18 protein-coding genes and 1 pseudogene are annotated in these 17246 nt (G+C 73.6%); 6 read left to right on the forward strand and 13 right to left on the reverse strand.

From position 1 onward, the window contains the following. Window positions 1-45: 45 nt before the first annotated feature. The 5 genes from AB0950_RS00790 to sigE all read right to left on the reverse strand — a co-directional run bounded on the left by AB0950_RS00790 (window position 46) and on the right by sigE (window position 5371). Window positions 46-711 (reverse strand): hypothetical protein, encoded by a 666-nt coding sequence (locus AB0950_RS00790; RefSeq protein WP_360154567.1) that lies wholly within the window; start codon window positions 709-711, stop codon window positions 46-48. Between the two features lie 245 nt (window positions 712-956). Continuing rightward, window positions 957-1418, reverse strand: coding sequence for a sec-independent translocase (locus AB0950_RS00795; protein WP_360574875.1), 462 nt, complete (start codon window positions 1416-1418; stop codon window positions 957-959). A gap of 84 nt (window positions 1419-1502) precedes the next feature. Continuing rightward, window positions 1503-3491, reverse strand: a complete 1989-nt coding sequence (locus AB0950_RS00800; RefSeq protein ID WP_366777496.1) for a trypsin-like peptidase domain-containing protein — start codon at window positions 3489-3491, stop codon at window positions 1503-1505. A gap of 126 nt (window positions 3492-3617) precedes the next feature. Continuing rightward, window positions 3618-4664, reverse strand: a complete 1047-nt coding sequence (locus tag AB0950_RS00805) for a zf-HC2 domain-containing protein (RefSeq protein WP_366777497.1) — start codon at window positions 4662-4664, stop codon at window positions 3618-3620. Then, on the reverse strand, window positions 4661-5371 hold the full coding sequence (gene sigE, locus AB0950_RS00810) for an RNA polymerase sigma factor SigE (protein WP_360574878.1): 711 nt from the start codon (window positions 5369-5371) through the stop codon (window positions 4661-4663). Before sigE ends, AB0950_RS00805 begins: the two co-directional genes overlap by 4 nt. A 238-nt stretch (window positions 5372-5609) precedes the next feature. Between sigE and AB0950_RS00815 the strand changes: the two genes are divergently transcribed. Then, window positions 5610-6305, forward strand: coding sequence for an O-methyltransferase (locus tag AB0950_RS00815; RefSeq protein ID WP_330342813.1), 696 nt, complete (start codon window positions 5610-5612; stop codon window positions 6303-6305). Between the two features lie 87 nt (window positions 6306-6392). Here the strand turns inward: AB0950_RS00815 and AB0950_RS00820 are convergent, their stop codons facing one another. Next, window positions 6393-6560, reverse strand: coding sequence for a DUF3117 domain-containing protein (locus AB0950_RS00820; RefSeq protein WP_018544333.1), 168 nt, complete (start codon window positions 6558-6560; stop codon window positions 6393-6395). 372 nt (window positions 6561-6932) lie between these two features. Between AB0950_RS00820 and AB0950_RS00825 the strand changes: the two genes are divergently transcribed. Beyond that, window positions 6933-7736, forward strand: a complete 804-nt coding sequence (locus AB0950_RS00825; RefSeq protein WP_360574879.1) for an enoyl-CoA hydratase-related protein — start codon at window positions 6933-6935, stop codon at window positions 7734-7736. Between the two features lie 10 nt (window positions 7737-7746). Here the strand turns inward: AB0950_RS00825 and AB0950_RS00830 are convergent, their stop codons facing one another. The 3 genes from AB0950_RS00830 to AB0950_RS00840 are packed head-to-tail and all read right to left on the reverse strand — an operon-like array spanning window position 7747 to window position 9354. Continuing rightward, the gene (locus AB0950_RS00830) at window positions 7747-8394 is read right to left on the reverse strand and encodes a GNAT family N-acetyltransferase (RefSeq protein WP_360574880.1); all 648 of its coding nucleotides are present in this window, start codon (window positions 8392-8394) and stop codon (window positions 7747-7749) included. Window positions 8395-8410: 16 nt separating this feature from the next. Further along, on the reverse strand, window positions 8411-9001 hold the full coding sequence (locus tag AB0950_RS00835) for a DNA-3-methyladenine glycosylase I (protein ID WP_360159956.1): 591 nt from the start codon (window positions 8999-9001) through the stop codon (window positions 8411-8413). Beyond that, window positions 8998-9354: a DivIVA domain-containing protein gene (locus tag AB0950_RS00840; RefSeq protein ID WP_360159955.1), complete on the reverse strand. Its 357-nt coding sequence runs from the start codon at window positions 9352-9354 to the stop codon at window positions 8998-9000. The genes AB0950_RS00835 and AB0950_RS00840 overlap by 4 nt, the downstream gene beginning before the upstream one ends. Window positions 9355-9490: 136 nt before the next feature. Here AB0950_RS00840 and folP point away from each other — a divergent pair, with 136 nt between their 5' ends. Then, window positions 9491-10351, forward strand: coding sequence for a dihydropteroate synthase (gene folP / locus AB0950_RS00845; protein WP_360159954.1), 861 nt, complete (start codon window positions 9491-9493; stop codon window positions 10349-10351). Between the two features lie 41 nt (window positions 10352-10392). Here folP and AB0950_RS00850 read toward each other — a convergent pair whose 3' ends face one another. Both AB0950_RS00850 and dapE read right to left on the reverse strand, forming a co-directional pair. Then, window positions 10393-11151, reverse strand: a complete 759-nt coding sequence (locus AB0950_RS00850) for a TIGR00730 family Rossman fold protein (RefSeq protein WP_360159953.1) — start codon at window positions 11149-11151, stop codon at window positions 10393-10395. Window positions 11152-11255: 104 nt separating this feature from the next. After that, window positions 11256-12335, reverse strand: coding sequence for a succinyl-diaminopimelate desuccinylase (gene dapE / locus AB0950_RS00855; protein ID WP_366777498.1), 1080 nt, complete (start codon window positions 12333-12335; stop codon window positions 11256-11258). Between the two features lie 96 nt (window positions 12336-12431). On the opposite strand from dapE, the gene AB0950_RS00860 reads away from it, so the two are divergent. Then, the gene (locus tag AB0950_RS00860) at window positions 12432-13424 is read left to right on the forward strand and encodes a heavy metal transporter (protein WP_360159951.1); all 993 of its coding nucleotides are present in this window, start codon (window positions 12432-12434) and stop codon (window positions 13422-13424) included. Between the two features lie 287 nt (window positions 13425-13711). After that, window positions 13712-14128, forward strand: coding sequence for an ATP-binding protein (locus tag AB0950_RS00865; protein WP_360159950.1), 417 nt, complete (start codon window positions 13712-13714; stop codon window positions 14126-14128). A gap of 80 nt (window positions 14129-14208) precedes the next feature. On the opposite strand, the gene AB0950_RS00870 is transcribed toward AB0950_RS00865, so the two are convergent. Both AB0950_RS00870 and fdxA read right to left on the reverse strand, forming a co-directional pair. Then, entirely contained in the window at window positions 14209-15300 is a 1092-nt protein-coding gene (locus AB0950_RS00870; RefSeq protein WP_360574882.1) for a bifunctional succinyldiaminopimelate transaminase/glutamate-prephenate aminotransferase, read from the reverse strand. 132 nt (window positions 15301-15432) lie between these two features. Continuing rightward, complete coding sequence (gene fdxA, locus AB0950_RS00875) at window positions 15433-15753, reverse strand: ferredoxin (RefSeq protein WP_014674796.1); 321 nt, start codon at window positions 15751-15753, stop codon at window positions 15433-15435. 140 nt (window positions 15754-15893) lie between these two features. On the opposite strand from fdxA, the pseudogene AB0950_RS00880 reads away from it, so the two are divergent. Then, window positions 15894-16883: pseudogene (locus tag AB0950_RS00880) on the forward strand (GNAT family N-acetyltransferase); the annotation flags it as partial. Window positions 16884-17246 lie beyond the last annotated feature (363 nt).

Here is a 17246-nt window from a genome sequence, read left to right on the forward strand (position 1 = left end):
GCGCCGATACGGATCGGTGCCCCTTCGTTCCTGCGTGAGCGGACGTCACGCGTACGCGGCGACGTCCTTCACCACCGCGAACCCCAGGCCGTACGCGCTCATCCCCCGCCCGTACGCCCCCAGGTGCACGCCCGCCCCGGTGGAACCGGCCAGCACCCAGCCGAACTCGGACTCCCGGTAGTAGAAGGAGGACGCCACCCCGTCCACCGGCAGGGAGAGCCGGCTCCACTCCGGCCCCTCCAGATCGTCGGCCAGAGCCCACGCCGTCTCCGTCTGCTGCTCCAGCCAGTCGTCCCGCAGGCTGTGGTCCATCTGCCCCGGCCAGGTGAACGACAGCAGCCCCACCCCGGCCAGCCACGCCGCCGAGGACACCGACGTGGCCTCCAGCAGTCCCGTGCCGTCGGCGCTCCTGCGGGACGGCTGCGCGGCGACGGTGACGACCACCGCGAACTTCTCCCGCGGCTCACCGGCGGAAACGGCCTCGCCCCGGACGGAGGGCTCGTCGCCGTGCCCGATCGAACCGTGCTCGACGGCGCCGTCGGCCGTCGTACCGACCTGCATCAGCCAGCGCGGTCCGGTGAACGCCTCGTCGAGGCCGTACCACGGGAAGGGAGCCTGCAGATAACCGTCGACCGTGCGCCGGGCGGAGGGGAACTGCTGCGCACCCTCCGCGACCGGCGCCTGTGCGCCCACCCGACTCGTCGTCTCCATCTGCCCGGACGCCTCCTCGCTCTCGTCGGACCAGCGGTGGCCCGCCCCCCTTCGGGCGTACTCGTCCGGTCCGCACAACAACTCGGCAGCATATCCACACCGGTGAGAGGCGCAGGGCAGGCGCTGGATGCGTGGGTCGCGCGAACGGCCTGTTCAGGCCGTGTGCGACGGGTGCCTGTTATGAAACGCGTCACGTGCGCGCGTGCGCCCGCGCGCGCGTGTCGGCAACCGGCGCGCGGGAGCGGCTAGGTGGCGTCCGCGTCGAACGGCGGGCGGTCGTCCTGCACCGGCTCCTCGGGCTTCTTCGTCATGTCGACGCGCGGTGCCGGCGCGACGGGCGAGGAGGGTGACGAGGAGGACGCGGGCGACGCCGGGACATCGGTGTCGTAGCTCTTCACCGCGTCCGTGACCTCGGCCATCTCCTTCTTCAGGTCGAAGCCGTTGCGGATCTCCTTCAGCCCCAGCTCGTCGCTGTCCAGATGCTTGCGGATGAACGTCTTGGGGTTGAGGTCCTCGAACTCGAAGTCCTTGAACTCCGGGCCCAGTTCGCTGCGGATGTCCTGCTTGGCGCTCTCCGAGAACTCACGGATCTTCCGGATCGTGCGCATCACGTCCTGGATGACCTTCGGGAGCTTGTCCGGACCGAACACGAGCACAGCGATGACGATGATCGTCAGCAGCTCCATTGGCCCTATGTCATTGAACACCTGACGCTCCTTGCGATGTCCTCGGTCGCTCAACGGTACCCGGCGTTCCTGTCCGACCGGTACCGTCCCGCAATGAGACGTGCGTCAGTTCTGCTCCGCCGCGCCCAGTCGGAGCCGGATCTCCCGGTCCGTGCCGTCGCGCCGGACCGTCAGCCGTAGCCGGTCGCCGGGCCGGTGGGCGCGGATCTTCACGATCAGCTCCTCGGCCGTGTGCACGCGCTGTCCGTCGACCTCGGTGATGACGTCGCCCGCCGCGAGCCCGGCCCGGTCGCCGGGGCCGCCCGTGCGTACGGCGGGGCCGCCGCCCGCGCTCCGGCTGTCGATACGGGCGCCGTCGCCGGTGTACGCCATGTCGAGCGTGACGCCGATCACGGGGTGGGTGGCACGGCCGTCGTCGATCAGCTCCTCGGCGACGCGCCTGGCCTGGTTGACGGGGATGGCGAAGCCGAGCCCGATGGAGCCGGCCTGGCCGCTCTGCGGGTCGGTGCCGCCGTCGGCGGAACGGATGGCCGAGTTGATGCCGATCACCCGGGCCCGGGAGTCGAGGAGCGGGCCGCCGGAGTTGCCCGGGTTGATGGGGGCGTCGGTCTGCAGCGCGTCGACGTACGACACGTCGCTGCCGTCGCCCTTCTCCCCACCGGCCGTGATGGGCCGTTCCTTGGCGCTGATGATGCCGGAGGTGACGGTGTTGGCGAGATCGTAGGGGGAGCCGATGGCGACGACGGGGTCGCCGACCCGGACGTCGTCGGAGTTGCCGAGGGGCAGCGGGGTGAGCCCGCGCACGCCGTGCACCTGGACGACGGCGAGGTCGTAACCGCTGTCGCGTCCGACGATCTTCGCCTTGACGGTGTCCCCGCTGCTGAACGTCACCGAGACGGCGCCGCTCCTCGCTCCGGCGGGCGCGACGACGTGGTTGTTGGTGAGGATGTGGCCCTGGGTGTCGAGCACGAAGCCGGTGCCGGTGTCCGCCTGGTCGGTGCCGCTGACGTGCAGGGTGACGACGCTGGGCAGCGCACGCGCCGCTATCCCGGCCACGCTGTCCGGCGCCCGCCCCGCGGGCACGCGCCCCGGCTGCGGCAGCCGCACCTCGCCTTCCGACCGCGCCCGCTCGACCCAGGCCCCGGCGACCCCGCCGATGCCTCCGGACACCACGGCGATCACCAGACTCCACCCGACAAGCAACCGCCTCCCCCGCCGACTCCGCTGCTCCTCCGTCAGCACCCGGACTCCGGTCTGCTGGAGGGGCCCCGGCGTCAGCACCTGCTCTTCGGCCGCCGCGGCGACCCAGGGGTCGTAACGCCGTTCCGGGGCCGCTGGGGGGTGGGGGGAGGGCTGGGGGTTGAGGGGGGTGGGGGTGGCGGGGGCGCCGGCGGTGGGGGTGGGGGTGGGGGTGGGAGCGCCGGGGGCTGAGGTGGCGGGGGCCGGGGCGCCAGGGGCCGGGGCGCCGGGGGCTGTGGTGACTGGGGCGGGAGTGCCGTGAGCCGGGGCGCCAGGGGCCGGGGCGCCGGGGGCTGCGCTGCCGGGGGCCGGGGCGCCGGGGGCTGCGCTGCCGGGGGCCGGGGCCGGGGCGCCAGGGGCGGGAGTGCCGTGAGCCGGGACGCCGGGGGCTGCCGTGCCGAGGGCCGGGACGTCGGCGGCTGAGGTGCCGGGGGCCGGGGCGCCAGGGGCGGGAGTGCCGGGAGCCGGGGCGCCGGGGGCTGAGGTGCCGGGGGCCGGGGCGCCAGGGCCCGGAACGCCGGGGGCCGGAACGTGGAGGGTGGGAGCGCTCGATGCCGGGGCAGTAGCCGCCGGCGCGGTGCCCCAGGGGGCCGTGGGGGCGGGGATGGGCGTGGTCTGGGCCGCCGGGTGCTGGACGGGCGGTGCGGGCGCCCAGGGGCCCGGCTCGCCGTACGGAGGGGTGCTGTAGGGGTCGGGGTCGTGCAACGGCTTCGGGCACCCTGCGGGAGCTTGATCCGCCGCTCCCGTGCCACCCGTCCGCCCGTCCCCGTCTGCGGGCTTCACGGGGTCCGTCGAGGCCGGCGACGGCGGGGTGTTCGGAGCGTGGCCCGTAGGGGCGTGGTTGGCCTCGGTCATGGTCTCCCCACGGCTGGACGCGGCCTCCGCCGGAGCGGCGCGCGCGGAACGGCGACTGCGTTCCCGGGGGCGCCGCGGGAACGCACAGGATTCAACCAGGTTCGCGGGCCGTGGCGTAGTGGCCGGTCAGGGGGTGTGACCCGGCGTGGAGGGGGACGGTGTGGGCAGCGCGGGGGCGGTGGTGTCGGGAGCGGAGACGGGCGGCAGGCCGGAGCCGGTCGCGCCGGGGACCGTGGACCAGGCGGTGAGCGGGTAGACCACGGCGTTGTCGAGCGGGCGTATCAGCGGGGAGACGGCGGCCGCACCGGCCATCATCGGCGCGTTCAGGCCGCGCAGGCCGTCGGTCTCGGCCCGGCCGCCGTCGGGGGTCGGCAGGCCGGGGACCAGCGGCGCGGACATCGAGGTGGGGGCGGAAGCCGATGAACCGCGCTGGGCGCCGCCCTGGGCGAGCAGCGGTCCCAGCGCCCGGCGGCGCTGCTGGGTTTCGGGCGCGGACGTGCCCGAGCCCGCGCCGGTGCCCGCCGAGCGCGCCGGGACCACATTGCTGCCGGTGCCCGAGCCGCCGCGGGCGTCCACGCCGGTGTCGCCGGGGATGGCCGTGGTCACGCCGCCGAGGGCCACCGCGGCCAGCGACACCGCGCCGGCGGCGGCGACCGCGAACCGCAGACCGCGCGAGGCGGAGCGGCCGTCGTCCGGGCGGCCGACGGGGTGGATGCGGAAGCCGCGCTCCTCGGCGGCGGGCAGCGCGGGGAGTCGGCCGGCGCCGTGCGGGCGCGCGGGGACGTAGCCGAACGCGAAGCGCTCGCCGCGCCTCACTCCGAAGACCCCGAGGGCGCCGGAGGCTCCCCCGGCGCTCTCGCCGTCACCGGAGCCGCCGAAGGGTCCCCCCGGCGGCGACATGCCGTCGCCGTCCGGGTCACCTCCTTCGGGCAGGCCCTGCAGGCGGGCCAGCAGGCTCGCCGAGGGGGGCGGCGGGGCCGCCTCCGCGAACACGTTCTTCAGCCGGCGCTGGGCGTCCGCCTCCGCCTTGCACCGGGCGCAGGTGGCCAGGTGCGCGAGGACGCGCTCACGCGTCTCATGACCGAGCTCTCCGTCCACCAGGGCGGAGAGCCGGTCTCCCAGGTGCTGCTCTGCGAGGTGCGCCTCCGCAGGTTTGGGCCGGGAACCACTCACGCCGTCGCGCCCCCTCCCCCCAGAGCGGGGACACGGGCCAGGAAGGAGCGCCGCTCGGCCGCGCGGGCCTCCGGGGAACGGTGCGCGAGGGCCTTGCGGAGCTGGGAACGGCCACGGTGGATACGGGAGCGGACGGTGCCGAGCTTGACGCCGAGGGTCGCGGCGATCTCCTCGTACGACAGTCCCTCGATGTCGCACAGCACGACCGCGGCGCGGAACTCGGGGGCCAGGGTGTCCAGGGCCTGCTGGACGTCGGCGTCGAAGTGGGCGTCGCTGAAGACCTGGTGCGGGGTGGGCTCGCGGCTGGCCAGGCGCTCGGCCGCGTCCTCGCCGAGGGCGTCGAAGCGGATGCGCTGCTTGCGCCGGACCATGTCCAGGAAGAGGTTGGTGGTGATGCGGTGCAGCCAGCCCTCGAAGGTGCCCGGCGAGTACGTCGACAGGGAGCGGAAGACGCGGACGAAGACCTCCTGGGTGAGGTCCTCGGCGTCGTGCTGGTTGCCCGTCAGGCGGTAGGCCAGTCGGTACACCCGGCCGCTGTGCGTGCTGACGATCTCCTCCCACGTGGGCGGAGTCCACGCCTGCCCGTCCGCGTCGGTGGAGAAGGTCGCGGTCTGGGCCTCGCCTGCGGCGAAACCGGCGTGGTGGTCGGCAGCGGTGTCGGTCACGGATTTCGGCCTGCCCGCCGATCCGAGGAAGCGCCGCAGCACTCCACCCCGGTCCCCGGGCGCAGCCGCACCTCCCCTGTCGGCTCTGGTGGTGTCCAGTGGAGCCCCTACCATAGCCACCTCGCCCGTTAGCTCCGGATAAGCGGTTTTACGAGAATTTGATACGCGCTGATGCGGCTGCGTCAACAGTTGCTCGGTGTCCTGGTCCGCCTCGTGCACCCCGACTTACCCCCCTCGCGTCCCGGGCCGCCCTCACACCCCTCTAAACGCCCGGTCCCATCTGCGGGTTCCCGACGCCAACGGATACAGTCACGCCCAGGCAACCACGGGACAGGAGAGGGTCATTACCGGCAACCGGCAGACGAGCTGGGCGTTCGCCGACGCCTTTGTCGCCGAGGACGACGCGCTGCGGTGGGCCCGCGACCGGGCCCGCGAGGCCGGGCTGCGCTCGGTGTCGCCCGGCACGGGCGCCGCGCTGCGACTGCTCGCCGCCTCCGTGGACGCGAAGGCGGTCGCGGAGATCGGCACGGGCTGCGGGGTGTCCGGGATCCATCTGCTGCACGGCATGCGCCCGGACGGCGTGCTCACCACGGTCGACACGGAGCCCGACCACCAGCAGTTCGCCCGGCAGGCCTTCCGCGCCTGCGGTTTCGCCAGCAACCGGGCCCGCTTCATCCCGGGCCGCGCCCTGGACGTGCTGCCCCGGCTCGCGGACGCCGGCTACGACCTCGTCTTCTGCGACGGCGACCGGCTGGAGTACCTGGACTACCTAGCTGAATCGTTGCGCCTGCTCCGGCCGGGCGGCCTCGTCGTCTTCGAGGGGGTCTTCGCGGGCGGCCGTACGGTGGACTCGGGACCGCAGCCGACGGAGGTGCTGCGGCTGCGGGAGCTGCTGCGCGCGGTGCGCGAGAGCCAGGAGCTGGTGCCGTCGCTGCTGCCGGTGGGCGACGGGCTGCTGTGCGCCGTCAAGCGGTGAGCGGACGGGCGCCAAGGAGCGGAAGCACGACTGCCCCGGCACCGCTGACGATGCCGGGGCAGCCGGAAGGACAGGATCGCTGGGACGTCAGACGACGACCTTCTTGAGGGCGTCGCCGAGCGCCTCGGCCTCGTCAGGGGTCAGCTCGACGACGAGTCGACCGCCGCCTTCGAGCGGAACGCGCATGACGATGCCCCGCCCCTCCTTGGTCACCTCGAGCGGGCCATCGCCCGTCCGCGGCTTCATGGCCGCCATGCTCGTTCCCCTTCCTGAAACCAGCTCATCGTCTGCCGGGAGCCCTCCGAGGGCACCCGCGGTTCCGAGACGGACACGCGACACCGGCATCGAACACATTGCTTCCCAGCCATTATCCCGCATCGCAGGACCCGATGACCAACATCAGTCGGCATCGCTTGGGCAACGCGCGCGAGCAAAACCACCCAATTCGGCGATGTGGCTGCGATACTGCGCCCCCGCACCGGAAATCCGCCCGCCGGCTCCGCTCCGGTTTTCTTTGACGCAGGTCACACGCCGGGTCCGGCGCACGGGCGGCGATCTCCGCCATGCTGTCCTTCGTACACGGACGTACCGCGCGGTACGTCACCGGCGAACCGGAGGGGATGTCCCATGGCCGACACCGTGCGCTACGAGGTGAGCGACGGGCTCGCGACGATCACGCTGAACCGCCCCGAGGCGATGAACGCGCTGAACATCCAGGCCAAGGTCGCCCTCCGGGAGGCGGCGGAATCCGCGGCTACGGACACGGCCGTACGGGCGATCCTGCTGACCGCGGCCGGGGACCGGGCGTTCTGCGTGGGCCAGGACCTCAAGGAGCACATCGGGCTGCTCGCGGCGGACCGGGAGACCGGGTCCGGGCAGACGATGAGCACCGTCAAGGAGCACTACAACCCGATCGTCCGCGCCCTCACCGGAGCGCCCAAGCCGGTGGTCGCCGCGGTGAACGGGGTGGCGGCCGGGGCCGGTTTCGGCTTCGCGCTCGCCGCGGACTACCGGGTGGTCGCCGACACGGCCGCCTTCAACACCTCCTTCGCCGGCGTCGCCCTGACCGCCGACTCCGGGATCTCCTGGACGCTGCCCCGGGTGATCGGCCCGAGCCGCGCCGCCGACCTGCTGCTCTTCCCGCGCAGCATCAGCGCCCAGGATGCGCTGGAGCTGGGCATCGCCAACCGGGTGGTGCCCGCCGCCGAGGTGCGCGCCGAGGCCGAGAAGACGGCGCGGGCGCTGGCCGAGGGCCCGACGGTGGCGTACGCGGCGATCAAGGAGGCGGTGGCCTACGGCCTCACGCACTCCCTCGCCGAGACCCTGGAGAAGGAGGACGAGCTGCAGGCCCGGGCCGGACGGTCCGAGGACCACGCGATCGCGGTGCAGGCCTTCGTGAACAAGGAGAAGCCGAAATACCTCGGCCGGTGACACGCAGGCTCTAGGGCGCGGTGAGCAGGGCCTCCGCGCCCACCGGGCGGTAGCCGGCCGCCTGGAAGGCGCGCACGCTGCGGGCGTTGCCGGCGGCCTGCTGCGACCACAGCCACTCCCCCGGCGGGACCAGGTGCCGGGCGGCCATGGCCAGGGCCCGGCCCAGCCCCCGGTGCCGTACGTCCTCGTCGACCTCGACCGCCGTCTCCCAGCGCCCGGCGACGCCCCGGCCGAGGACGACCACTCCCCCGTCGGCCGCCCAGACGCGGACGTCGTCCCGGTGCTCGCGGGCCCTGCGCACGCGCGGATGGTCCGGGTCGGACAGCTCGCGCAGCTCCAGCGGGGGTTCGCCGGGCAGGGAGCCGGCCACGGTGAGCAGGTCGACGCAGTCCATCGTGCGGCCCGTGCGGGCCAGGAACGCGGACAGGAAGCGGGGGTTCATCGCCGCCGCCAGCTCGTCGCAGTCGAGGGACGCGAGCGTGCCGCGCACCCACTTCGGGTCCTCGTCGGTGAACACCACGGAGTGCGCGGTGAACGCGATCACTCCGGCGTCGCGCCCGCTCGGCTGCGGCACGACGGTGACACCGCCGTCCGGCGCCGGGAAGCTGCCGCGGGCCGCCGCGTCCAGGATGCCGGCCAGGGTCCGGGGCCCGGACATGGACGCGGTCCTGGGGTCAGGCACCGGCGCCTCTGGCCACGCAGGCCTCCAGGTGGTCGTCGACCAGGCCGCACGCCTGCATGAGGGCGTACGCGGTGGTCGGGCCGACGAATCTGAGGCCCCGTTTCTTCAGCGTCTTGGACAGGGCGGTGGACTCCGGGGTGACGGCCGGGACGTCGGCGAGGGTCTTCGGCGCCGGGCGGCCGGCCGGGTCCGGGGCGTGGGACCAGATCAGCTCGTCCAGCTCGCCCTCGGCCCAGTCGGCGAGCACGCGCGCGTTGGCGAGCGTGGCGTCGATCTTGGCGCGGTTGCGGATGATGCCCGGGTCGGCGAGGAGCCGCTCCCGGTCCTCGTCGGTGAAGGCGGCGACCTTCTCGATACGGAAGCCGGCGAACGCGGCGCGGAAGCCCTCGCGGCGGCGCAGGATCGTGATCCAGGACAGGCCCGACTGGAAGGCCTCCAGGCTGATCCGCTCGAAGAGGGCGTCGTCGCCGTGGACCGGGCGGCCCCACTCCTCGTCGTGGTACGACACATAGTCCTCGGTGGACAGGGCCCACGGGCAGCGCAGGGCGCCGTCGGGTCCGGCGAGGGCGGCGCCGGCGCTCATCGCTGGTCCTCCGGGTGGTCGTGCTGGTCCGGGCGGGCGTGGGCCGCCGCGGCTCTGGCGCCGGCCAGCGCCGACTCCAGGTCGGCGATGCGGGCGTCCCGCTCGGAGAGTTCGGCGGCAAGCCGGCCGAGGGCGTCGTCGACGTCCGCCATGCGGTAGCCGCGCGGGGCGACCGGGAAGCGCAGGCTCTCCACGTCCGCGCGGTCCACCGGGCGGTCCGGAGGCAGCGGGTCCCACAGCCGCTCCGGCGCCGCCTCGGGCAGCGGGCCGCTCCCGCCGCCGCCCACCACGGCGAGGGTCACCGCGGCGACCACGACGGCCAGTGCGACGACCAGGAACAAGAACATCACCATCGCCAGGGTCCCCACGGTCCGTGCCGGTCGTTGTTCCGGACGCTGAATGTGTCAGGGTCCGATCGTGCCATGCGAGTCTGACAGTTAGGGTCACAGGCGGCCGTACAGCGGGACGTACTAGGAGAGGTCACAGCGGATGCTCAGGCTGGGCAGGCGGGAATTCGGGCCCCACGAGCCGGTGATCATGGCGATCGTGAACCGGACTCCGGACTCCTTCTACGACCAGGGGGCCACGTTCCGCGACGAGCCGGCCCTCGCGCGCGTGGAGCAGGCCGTGGCCGAGGGCGCCGCGATCGTCGACATCGGCGGGGTGAAGGCCGGGCCCGGCGAGGAGGTCACCGCCGAGGAGGAGGCGCGGCGCACGGTCGGCTTCGTGGCGGAGGTACGGCGCCGCTTCCCGGACGTGATCATCAGCGTGGACACCTGGCGGGCCGAGGTCGGCGAGGCGGTGTGCGAGGCGGGCGCCGACCTGCTGAACGACGCGTGGGGCGGCGTCGACCCCGGGCTCGCGGAGGTCGCCGCGCGGTACCGGGTCGGGCTGGTGTGCACGCACGCGGGGGGCGTGCAGCCGCGTACGCGCCCGCACCGGGTGACGTACGACGACGTGATGGCCGACATCCTCGACGTCACCCTGGGTCTGGCCGAGCGGGCGGTGGCGCTCGGGGTGCCGCGGGAGTCGGTGCTGATCGATCCCGGGCACGACTTCGGGAAGAACACCCGGCACAGTCTGGAGGCGACGCGCCGGCTGGACGAGATGGTCGCCACGGGGTGGCCGGTGCTGGTGTCCCTGTCCAACAAGGACTTCGTCGGCGAGACGCTGGACCGGCCGGTGAAGGAACGGCTGATCGGCACGCTGGCGACGACGGCGGTGTCGGCGTGGCTGGGGGCGCAGGTGTACCGGGTGCACGAGGTGGCCGAGACCCGGCAGGTGCTGGACATGGTGGCGTCCATCGCCGGCCACCGGGTCCCCGCGGTCGCCCGGCGGGGTCTGGCCTAGGCGCCAGGGGGCTCCCGCCCCCTGGTGCCCCGTGCCCCGCGCTAGCGGCCCGCCTCCTTCGACACCAGGGCCACCGCTTCCTCCACGTCGTCCGTCAGGTGGAAGAGCAGCAGGTCCTTCTCCGTGGCCTTGCCCTGGGCCACCAGGGTGCTCCTCAGCCAGTCCACCAGGCCGCCCCAGTACTCGCTGCCGAAGAGGACGATCGGGAAGCGGGTGACCTTCTGGGTCTGGACCAGGGTCAGGGCCTCGAAGAGCTCGTCGAGGGTGCCGAGGCCGCCGGGCAGGACCACGAAGCCCTGCGCGTACTTCACGAACATCATCTTGCGGACGAAGAAGTACCGGAAGTTCAGGCCGATGTCGACGTACGGGTTCAGGCCCTGCTCGAAGGGCAGCTCGATGCCCAGGCCCACCGAGACGCCGCCCGCCTCGCACGCGCCCTTGTTGGCCGCCTCCATGGCCCCGGGGCCGCCGCCGGTGATCACCGCCCAGCCCGCCTCCACCAGGCCCCGGCCGAGCCGCACCCCCGCGTCGTACTCCGCCGAGTCCACCGGTGTACGCGCCGAGCCGAACACGCTGATGGCGGGCGGGAGTTCGGCCAGGGTGCCGAAGCCCTCGATGAACTCCGACTGGATGCGCAGCACGCGCCAGGGGTCGGTGTGGACCCAGTCCGTGGGGGCGCGCTCGTCCAGCAGCCGCTGGTCGGTCGTGCTGGGTGTCACCTGTCCGCGCCGTCGGAGGACCGGTCCGAGCCGCTGCTCGTCCGGCGGCACCTTCTTCCCCTCGGGGTTGCCGGTAGGCATATGCGCTCCCTCCGTTGCGGGTGGTTCCACCTCAGCGTAGATCCACGCCGGTTACGGAGGGGGGACCTGCGCATGTCCGGCACAGGATGCGCCGTGCGGGCGCCTTACGCGGTGAGCCAGTTCCGCAGGCGCTCCTCGCCCGCGAGGATCTTCGCCGTCTCCACCCGCTCGTCCCGCTTGTGGGCCAAATGGGGGTTGCCGGGGCCGTAGTTGACCGCGGGGACGCCGAGCGCGGAGAAGCGGGAGACGTCCGTCCAGCCGTACTTGGGCCGCGGGGTGCCGCCCACCGCCTCGATGAAGGCCGCGGCGGCCGGGTGGGACAGGCCGGGCAGCGCGCCGCCGCTGTGGTCGTCGACCACGAACTCCTCCACCCCGCAGTCCGCGAACACCTCGCGCACGTGCGCGACGGCCTCCTCCTCGGTGCGGTCGGGGGCGTAGCGGAAGTTGACGGTCACCACGCACTCGTCGGGGATGACGTTGCCCGCCACGCCGCCGGAGATGCCGACCGCGTTCAGGCCCTCGCGGTACTCCAGGCCGTCGATCACCGGGTAGCGCGGCTCGTACGCGGCCAGGCGGGCCAGGATGGGAGCGGCGGCGTGGATGGCGTTCGAGCCCATCCAGCCGCGCGCGGAGTGGGCCCGCTCGCCCTTCGTCTTCAGCAGCACCCGCAGCGTGCCCTGGCAGCCGCCCTCCACCTCGCCGTCGGAGGGCTCCAGCAGGACCGCGAAGTCGCCCTGGAGCCACTCGGGGTGGGCCATGGCCACGTGCCTGAGGCCGTTCAGGTCGGCGGCGACCTCTTCGTTGTCGTAGAAGATGAAGGTGATGTCCCGGTTGGGCGCGGGGACCGTGGCCGCGATGCGCAGCTGCACCGCGACGCCCGACTTCATGTCGCAGGTGCCGCAGCCCCACAGCACGCCGTCGTCGTCCAGGCGCGAGGGCACGTTGTCCGCGATCGGGACGGTGTCGATGTGGCCGGCCAGGATCACCCGCTCGGCGCGGCCCAGGTCCGTACGGGCGACCACGTTGTTGCCGTAGCGGTCGACCGTCAGGTGCGGCAGGGCGCGCAGCGCGGCCTCGATCGCGTCCGCGAGCGGCTTCTCGGTGCCGCTCTCGGAGGGGAAGTCCACCAGTTGGGCGGTGAGCGCGGCGGCGTCGAGCGTGAGGTCAAGGGAGGTGTCGGCCATGGCCCCGACCCTAGCGCGCCGGTCGCGGGGGCCGACGGCAAGCGCTGTCCGGCAACCCGCGGTGAGGGTCCGTCGGGGCTCCAGTACCTTGTACGCGTGTCAGAGCCGTCCCCCACCCGTCCCAAACGCCGCGGCCGCCTCCTGCGTTACGCCGCGGCCCTGTTGGTCCTGTGCGGAGTCGCCGCGTACCTCGTGGTGCAGTACGTCACCGGAGGCGGCGGAGCGCGCGGCTGCAAGGTGGTCTCGGCCGACGGTGACGGAACGTCGTACGCGTTCACGCCGGAGCAGGCGGAGAACGCGGCGACCATCGCGGCCGTCGGCACCGGGCGCAACATGCCCGAGCGGGCCGTGACGATCGCGCTGGCCACCGCGCTGCAGGAGTCGGGGCTGCGCAACATAGCGCACGGCGACCGGGACTCGCTCGGCCTGTTCCAGCAGCGGCCCTCGCAGGGCTGGGGCACCGAGCGGCAGATCATGGACCCGACGTACGCGGCGGGCATCTTCTACGCGCACCTGGCCAAGGTGCCCCACTACAGCGGCCTGCCGCTGACCGAGGCCGCCCAGGAGGTGCAGCGCAGCGGCTATCCGGAGGCGTACGCCAAGCACGAGCCGGACGCCACGCTGCTCGCGGCGGCGCTGACCGGGCGTGCGGCGGCCACGCTGACCTGCGACGGACGCCCGGCCGCCACGGCCTCGGCGACCGGCCCGGACGCGGTACGGGCCGCGCTGGTACGGGACTTCGGGCGGGACGCGCTGCAGGAGACCGGGGCGCAGGTGGGCGGCACGCCGGTGCCGTCGCCGTCTCCGGCGCCGAGCGTGACCGCGACGGCGCAGGGCCGGACCGTGACCGTGCCGGTGCCGCAGGGCGCCAAGGTGGACGCGACCGGGCGCGGCCGGCGGCAGCGGGGCTGGCAGCTGGCGCAGTGGGCGGTGGCCAACTCCTCGGCGCTGCACATCCAGCGGGTGTCGTACGCGGGCCGGGAGTGGACCGCGCAGAGCGGCGGGGGTTCGTGGAAGCCGGTGGCCGCCGACGGGGCCGGCGGTGCGGCGCAGTCCGCGGACGTCGTCCGGATCGTGACCGGACAGTAGTGCGGGCGCTCACCCCTGAGGGTTCTGCGTAGCCGCTGTCGACCGCCGAACGAGTGGCATGCCGGGCGGCTCCAGGAACCCCTTGAAATCAAGGGCCGTAAGGATTCTGCGGAATTCCCCTCGGGCGTTCTTTGCCCGCTTTTATCCACACCTGATAATGCGATGCGTTATCCATTCTTTACCCGGGGCGTCCGCAACCTTCCCGGGCTTCGAGCGGTAGTCACGGCGTCCGAGCCCGGTCCCGGGTCCGGACACTGACACCGTTCACTCCCGTCGAATGGAGCATCATGTCCCTCCCTCTGACCCGCCGGATCGCCCGTGCCGCGCTGCTCGTCGCAGCGGGAGCGGCAGCCGGGGTCGGTGCGGCCGGCTCCGCCGGTGCGGCCACGAACCTGCCGGCGGCGGTCCCGAACCTCGGTGGCCTGAGCGCCCTGGACACCGCGCACGCGGGCAGCACCGTCGACGGTGCCGCGCAGAACGTCACCTCTCTCGCGGGCCACACGGGCGGCAAGGCGGTCGAGCAGACGGTGCCGGCCGCGGGCAAGAGCGCCGGCGGCGCCGTGAAGAAGACGACGCCGGTGGCGCAGAAGGCCGCGGGCGACACCGCCGGAGCGGCGGGGAACGTCGTCGGGGGCGCCACGGGCAACGTGACCAAGGGCGGGCTGCCGAAGCTGCCGGTGCAGGGGTTGCCGCTGGGAGGCTGAGCGCCGCGTTGGCCGGTGACGGGGTCCAGGGTGTTTCCCTGGGCCCCGTTGCCTGTGTGCAGGGCTTGGCCCACGGCGGGTCAGAGGCGGCTGACTGCCGCCTGGATGCGTTCGTCCGTGGCTGTCAGGGCCACTCGTACGAAGTTTTCGCCCGCCTGGCCGTAGAAGTCGCCCGGGGCCACGAGGATGCCGAGGTCGGCCAGGTGGGCGACCGTGTGCCAGCAGGACTCGTCGCGGGTGGCCCACAGGTAGAGGCTGGCCTCGCTGTGCTCGATGCGGAAGCCGTGGCGGAGCAGGGCCGCGCGGAGGGCCTCGCGGCGGGCGGCGTAGCGCTCGCGCTGCTCGTGGACGTGGGCGTCGTCGCCGAGGGCCGCCACCACGGCCGCCTGCGTCGGTGCGCTGGTCATCATGCCGCCGTGCTTGCGGATCTCCAGCAGCGGGCCCAGCACGGACGGGTCGCCGGCGATGAAGGCGGCGCGGTAGCCGGCCAGGTTGGAGCGCTTGGACAGGGAGTGGACGGCGACGATGCCGTCGTAGGAGCCGCCGTTGACGTCCGGGTGCAGGACGGAGACCGGGTCGGCCTCCCAGCCCAGCTCCAGGTAGCACTCGTCGGAGACCAGCAGGACGCCGTGGGCGCGGGCCCAGGCGACGATGTCCGTCAGCTCCTGCTGGGGGATGACCTTGCCCGTGGGGTTGGACGGGGAGTTCAGCCACAGCAGCTTCAGGCCCGCGGGGTCGAGGTCGCGCGGGTCGTCGTACGCCTCGTAGCCGGCGCGGGCGAGGCGGGCGCCGACCTCGTAGGTGGGGTAGGCGAGGCGCGGGTAGGCCACCTTGTCGCCGGGGCCGAGGCCCAGCTGGGTGGGCAGCCAGGCGACCAGCTCCTTGGAGCCGACGACCGGAAGGACGTGACGGTGGGTGACCCCGCGGGCGCCCAGGCGGCGCTCCAGCCAGCCGGTGATCGCGTCGCGCAGTGCGGGGGTGCCCCAGACGGTCGGGTAGCCCGGGGAGTCGGCCGCGGCGATCAGGGCCTTCTGGATCAGTTCGGGCACCGGGTCGACCGGGGTGCCCACGGAGAGGTCGACGATCCCGTCGGGGTGCGCGGCGGCCGTCTTCTTGTACGGCTCCAGCTTGTCCCAGGGGAAGGCGGGGAGCCGGTCGGAGACTGCGGACACGGGAATCAGGCTCACTTTCGTACGGTGCGGCAAACGCCTCGGTCCCGTGCGGCGCTGATCGACGTGATCGGGCCGTACGGGACCGAGGCGGCGCGGCGCTGCGTGGCGGGCGGCCGCTTGGCGCTCAGACGGTCACTCGCCCTGCGGCGGGAGCGCGGCGACGAAGGGGTGGTCGCGCTCGATCAGCCCCAGCTTGCTGGCGCCGCCGGGAGAGCCGAGCTCGTCGAAGAACTCGACGTTCGCCTTGTAGTAGTCCTTCCACTCCTCCGGGACGTCGTCCTCGTAGAAGATCGCCTCGACCGGGCAGACCGGCTCACAGGCACCACAGTCGACGCATTCGTCCGGGTGGATGTACAAGGACCGCTGGCCCTCGTAGATGCAGTCGACCGGGCACTCCTCGATGCACGCCTTGTCCTTGACGTCGACACAAGGCTGCGCGATGACGTAGGTCACGCTGTCGTTCCTCCTCGATAGGGCGCTGGCGGGCCTCCTCAGGCTCCGCCGCCTGGCGCGCGGGAGCGCGGCGTCGTCGATGCCCGCCCCTAGTATCTCCGTTCCGGAGCATGATCCGAACAGGAGGGGTGAACTGACCGGTGGAAATCTCGGCGACAGGACGCCTTGAAGTCCGAATCACCCCTGCTGACGTGGGGAAACGTGTCTCAGTACGGCGCTTGAGCGAACCTGGTGCGGCGCAAGAGAAGTTCACCGACACGGTGGGTGTTCTCACATCATGGGATGAGGGCGTGCTCATGATCACACGGCGGGATGGACGGAGTGTCCGGATCGCCGAGTCTGCCCTGGTCGCGGGCAAGGTGGTGCCGGCCGCTCCGGCGCGCCGCCGGGGGCCCGCCGCGTCGTACGAGGAACTCGCCGGGGTCGCCTCGCGCGGCTGGCAGCCGCTGGAGACGGAACGGCTCGGCGAGTGGGTCCTGCGTGCGGCCGGCGGGTTCACGCGGCGCGCCAACAGCGTGCTGCCGCTGGGCGATCCCGGCCTCCCCCTCGACGCGGCCCTGGCGGCCGTACGACGCTGGTACGGCGAGCGCGGCCTGCCCGCCTACCTGCAGACGGCCACCGGCGCCGAGGGCACGCAGGAACTGCTGTGCGCGGAGCTGGAACGGCGCGGCTGGGTGCGGGAGGTGACCGCCGAGCTGTGGACCGGCGCGCTCGCGCCGGTCGCGGACCGGGCCGAGGGCGCCGGCGTGGTGCTGTCCCGGGAGGCGGACGAGGCGTGGCTCGCCCGGTACCGGCGCAAGGGGGTGAGCGAGGTGGCCCTGCGGGTGCTCGGCGCGGGTCCGTCGGTGTGGTTCGCGACGGTGCCGGGCGCCGAGGGCGAGCCCCCGGCGGCGATCGGGCGGTGTGTCGTGGACGGACGCTGGGCCGGTTTCGCGGCGGTCGAGGTGGACCCCGGCCGGCGCCGCGAAGGCCTCGCCACGGAGGTCATGGCCGCGCTGGCCCGCCGGGCCCTGGACGAGGGCGCCTCGGCGGCCTGGCTCCAGGTGGAGACGGACAACGAGGCCGCCCGCGCCCTGTACGCCGCACTGGGCTTCACCCCGCACCACGCCTACCACCACTACCGGGCCCCTACCGACCCGGCCCAGCCGGACGCGGCGGACTCCGAAGCCTCCGGCAGGGAAACCCCCGAGCCTGACCAGCCGGCCTCGACGGACTCCGAGGCCTCCGGCCGAGAAACCGCCGACCCGGACCGGCCGGCCTCGGCGGACTCCGAAGCCTCCGGCCGAAATACGTACGAGCCCTCGGTCGGGAGCCGGGGCACGGCGATCACCGGCCCGGAAGGCCGACGCGCAACACCGGCCACAACAGGAGACCGGGGTACGGCGACCACGGGCCCCGACGGCCGACGCCAAACGCCGGCCAGCGCCACAGACCCGGGCACGACCACCACCGGACCCGAAGGCCGACGCGAAACACCGGCCAGCGCCGCACAC

This window comes from Streptomyces sp. NPDC007189, from assembly GCF_040703635.1.
Taxonomy (GTDB): Bacteria; Actinomycetota; Actinomycetes; order Streptomycetales; family Streptomycetaceae; genus Streptomyces.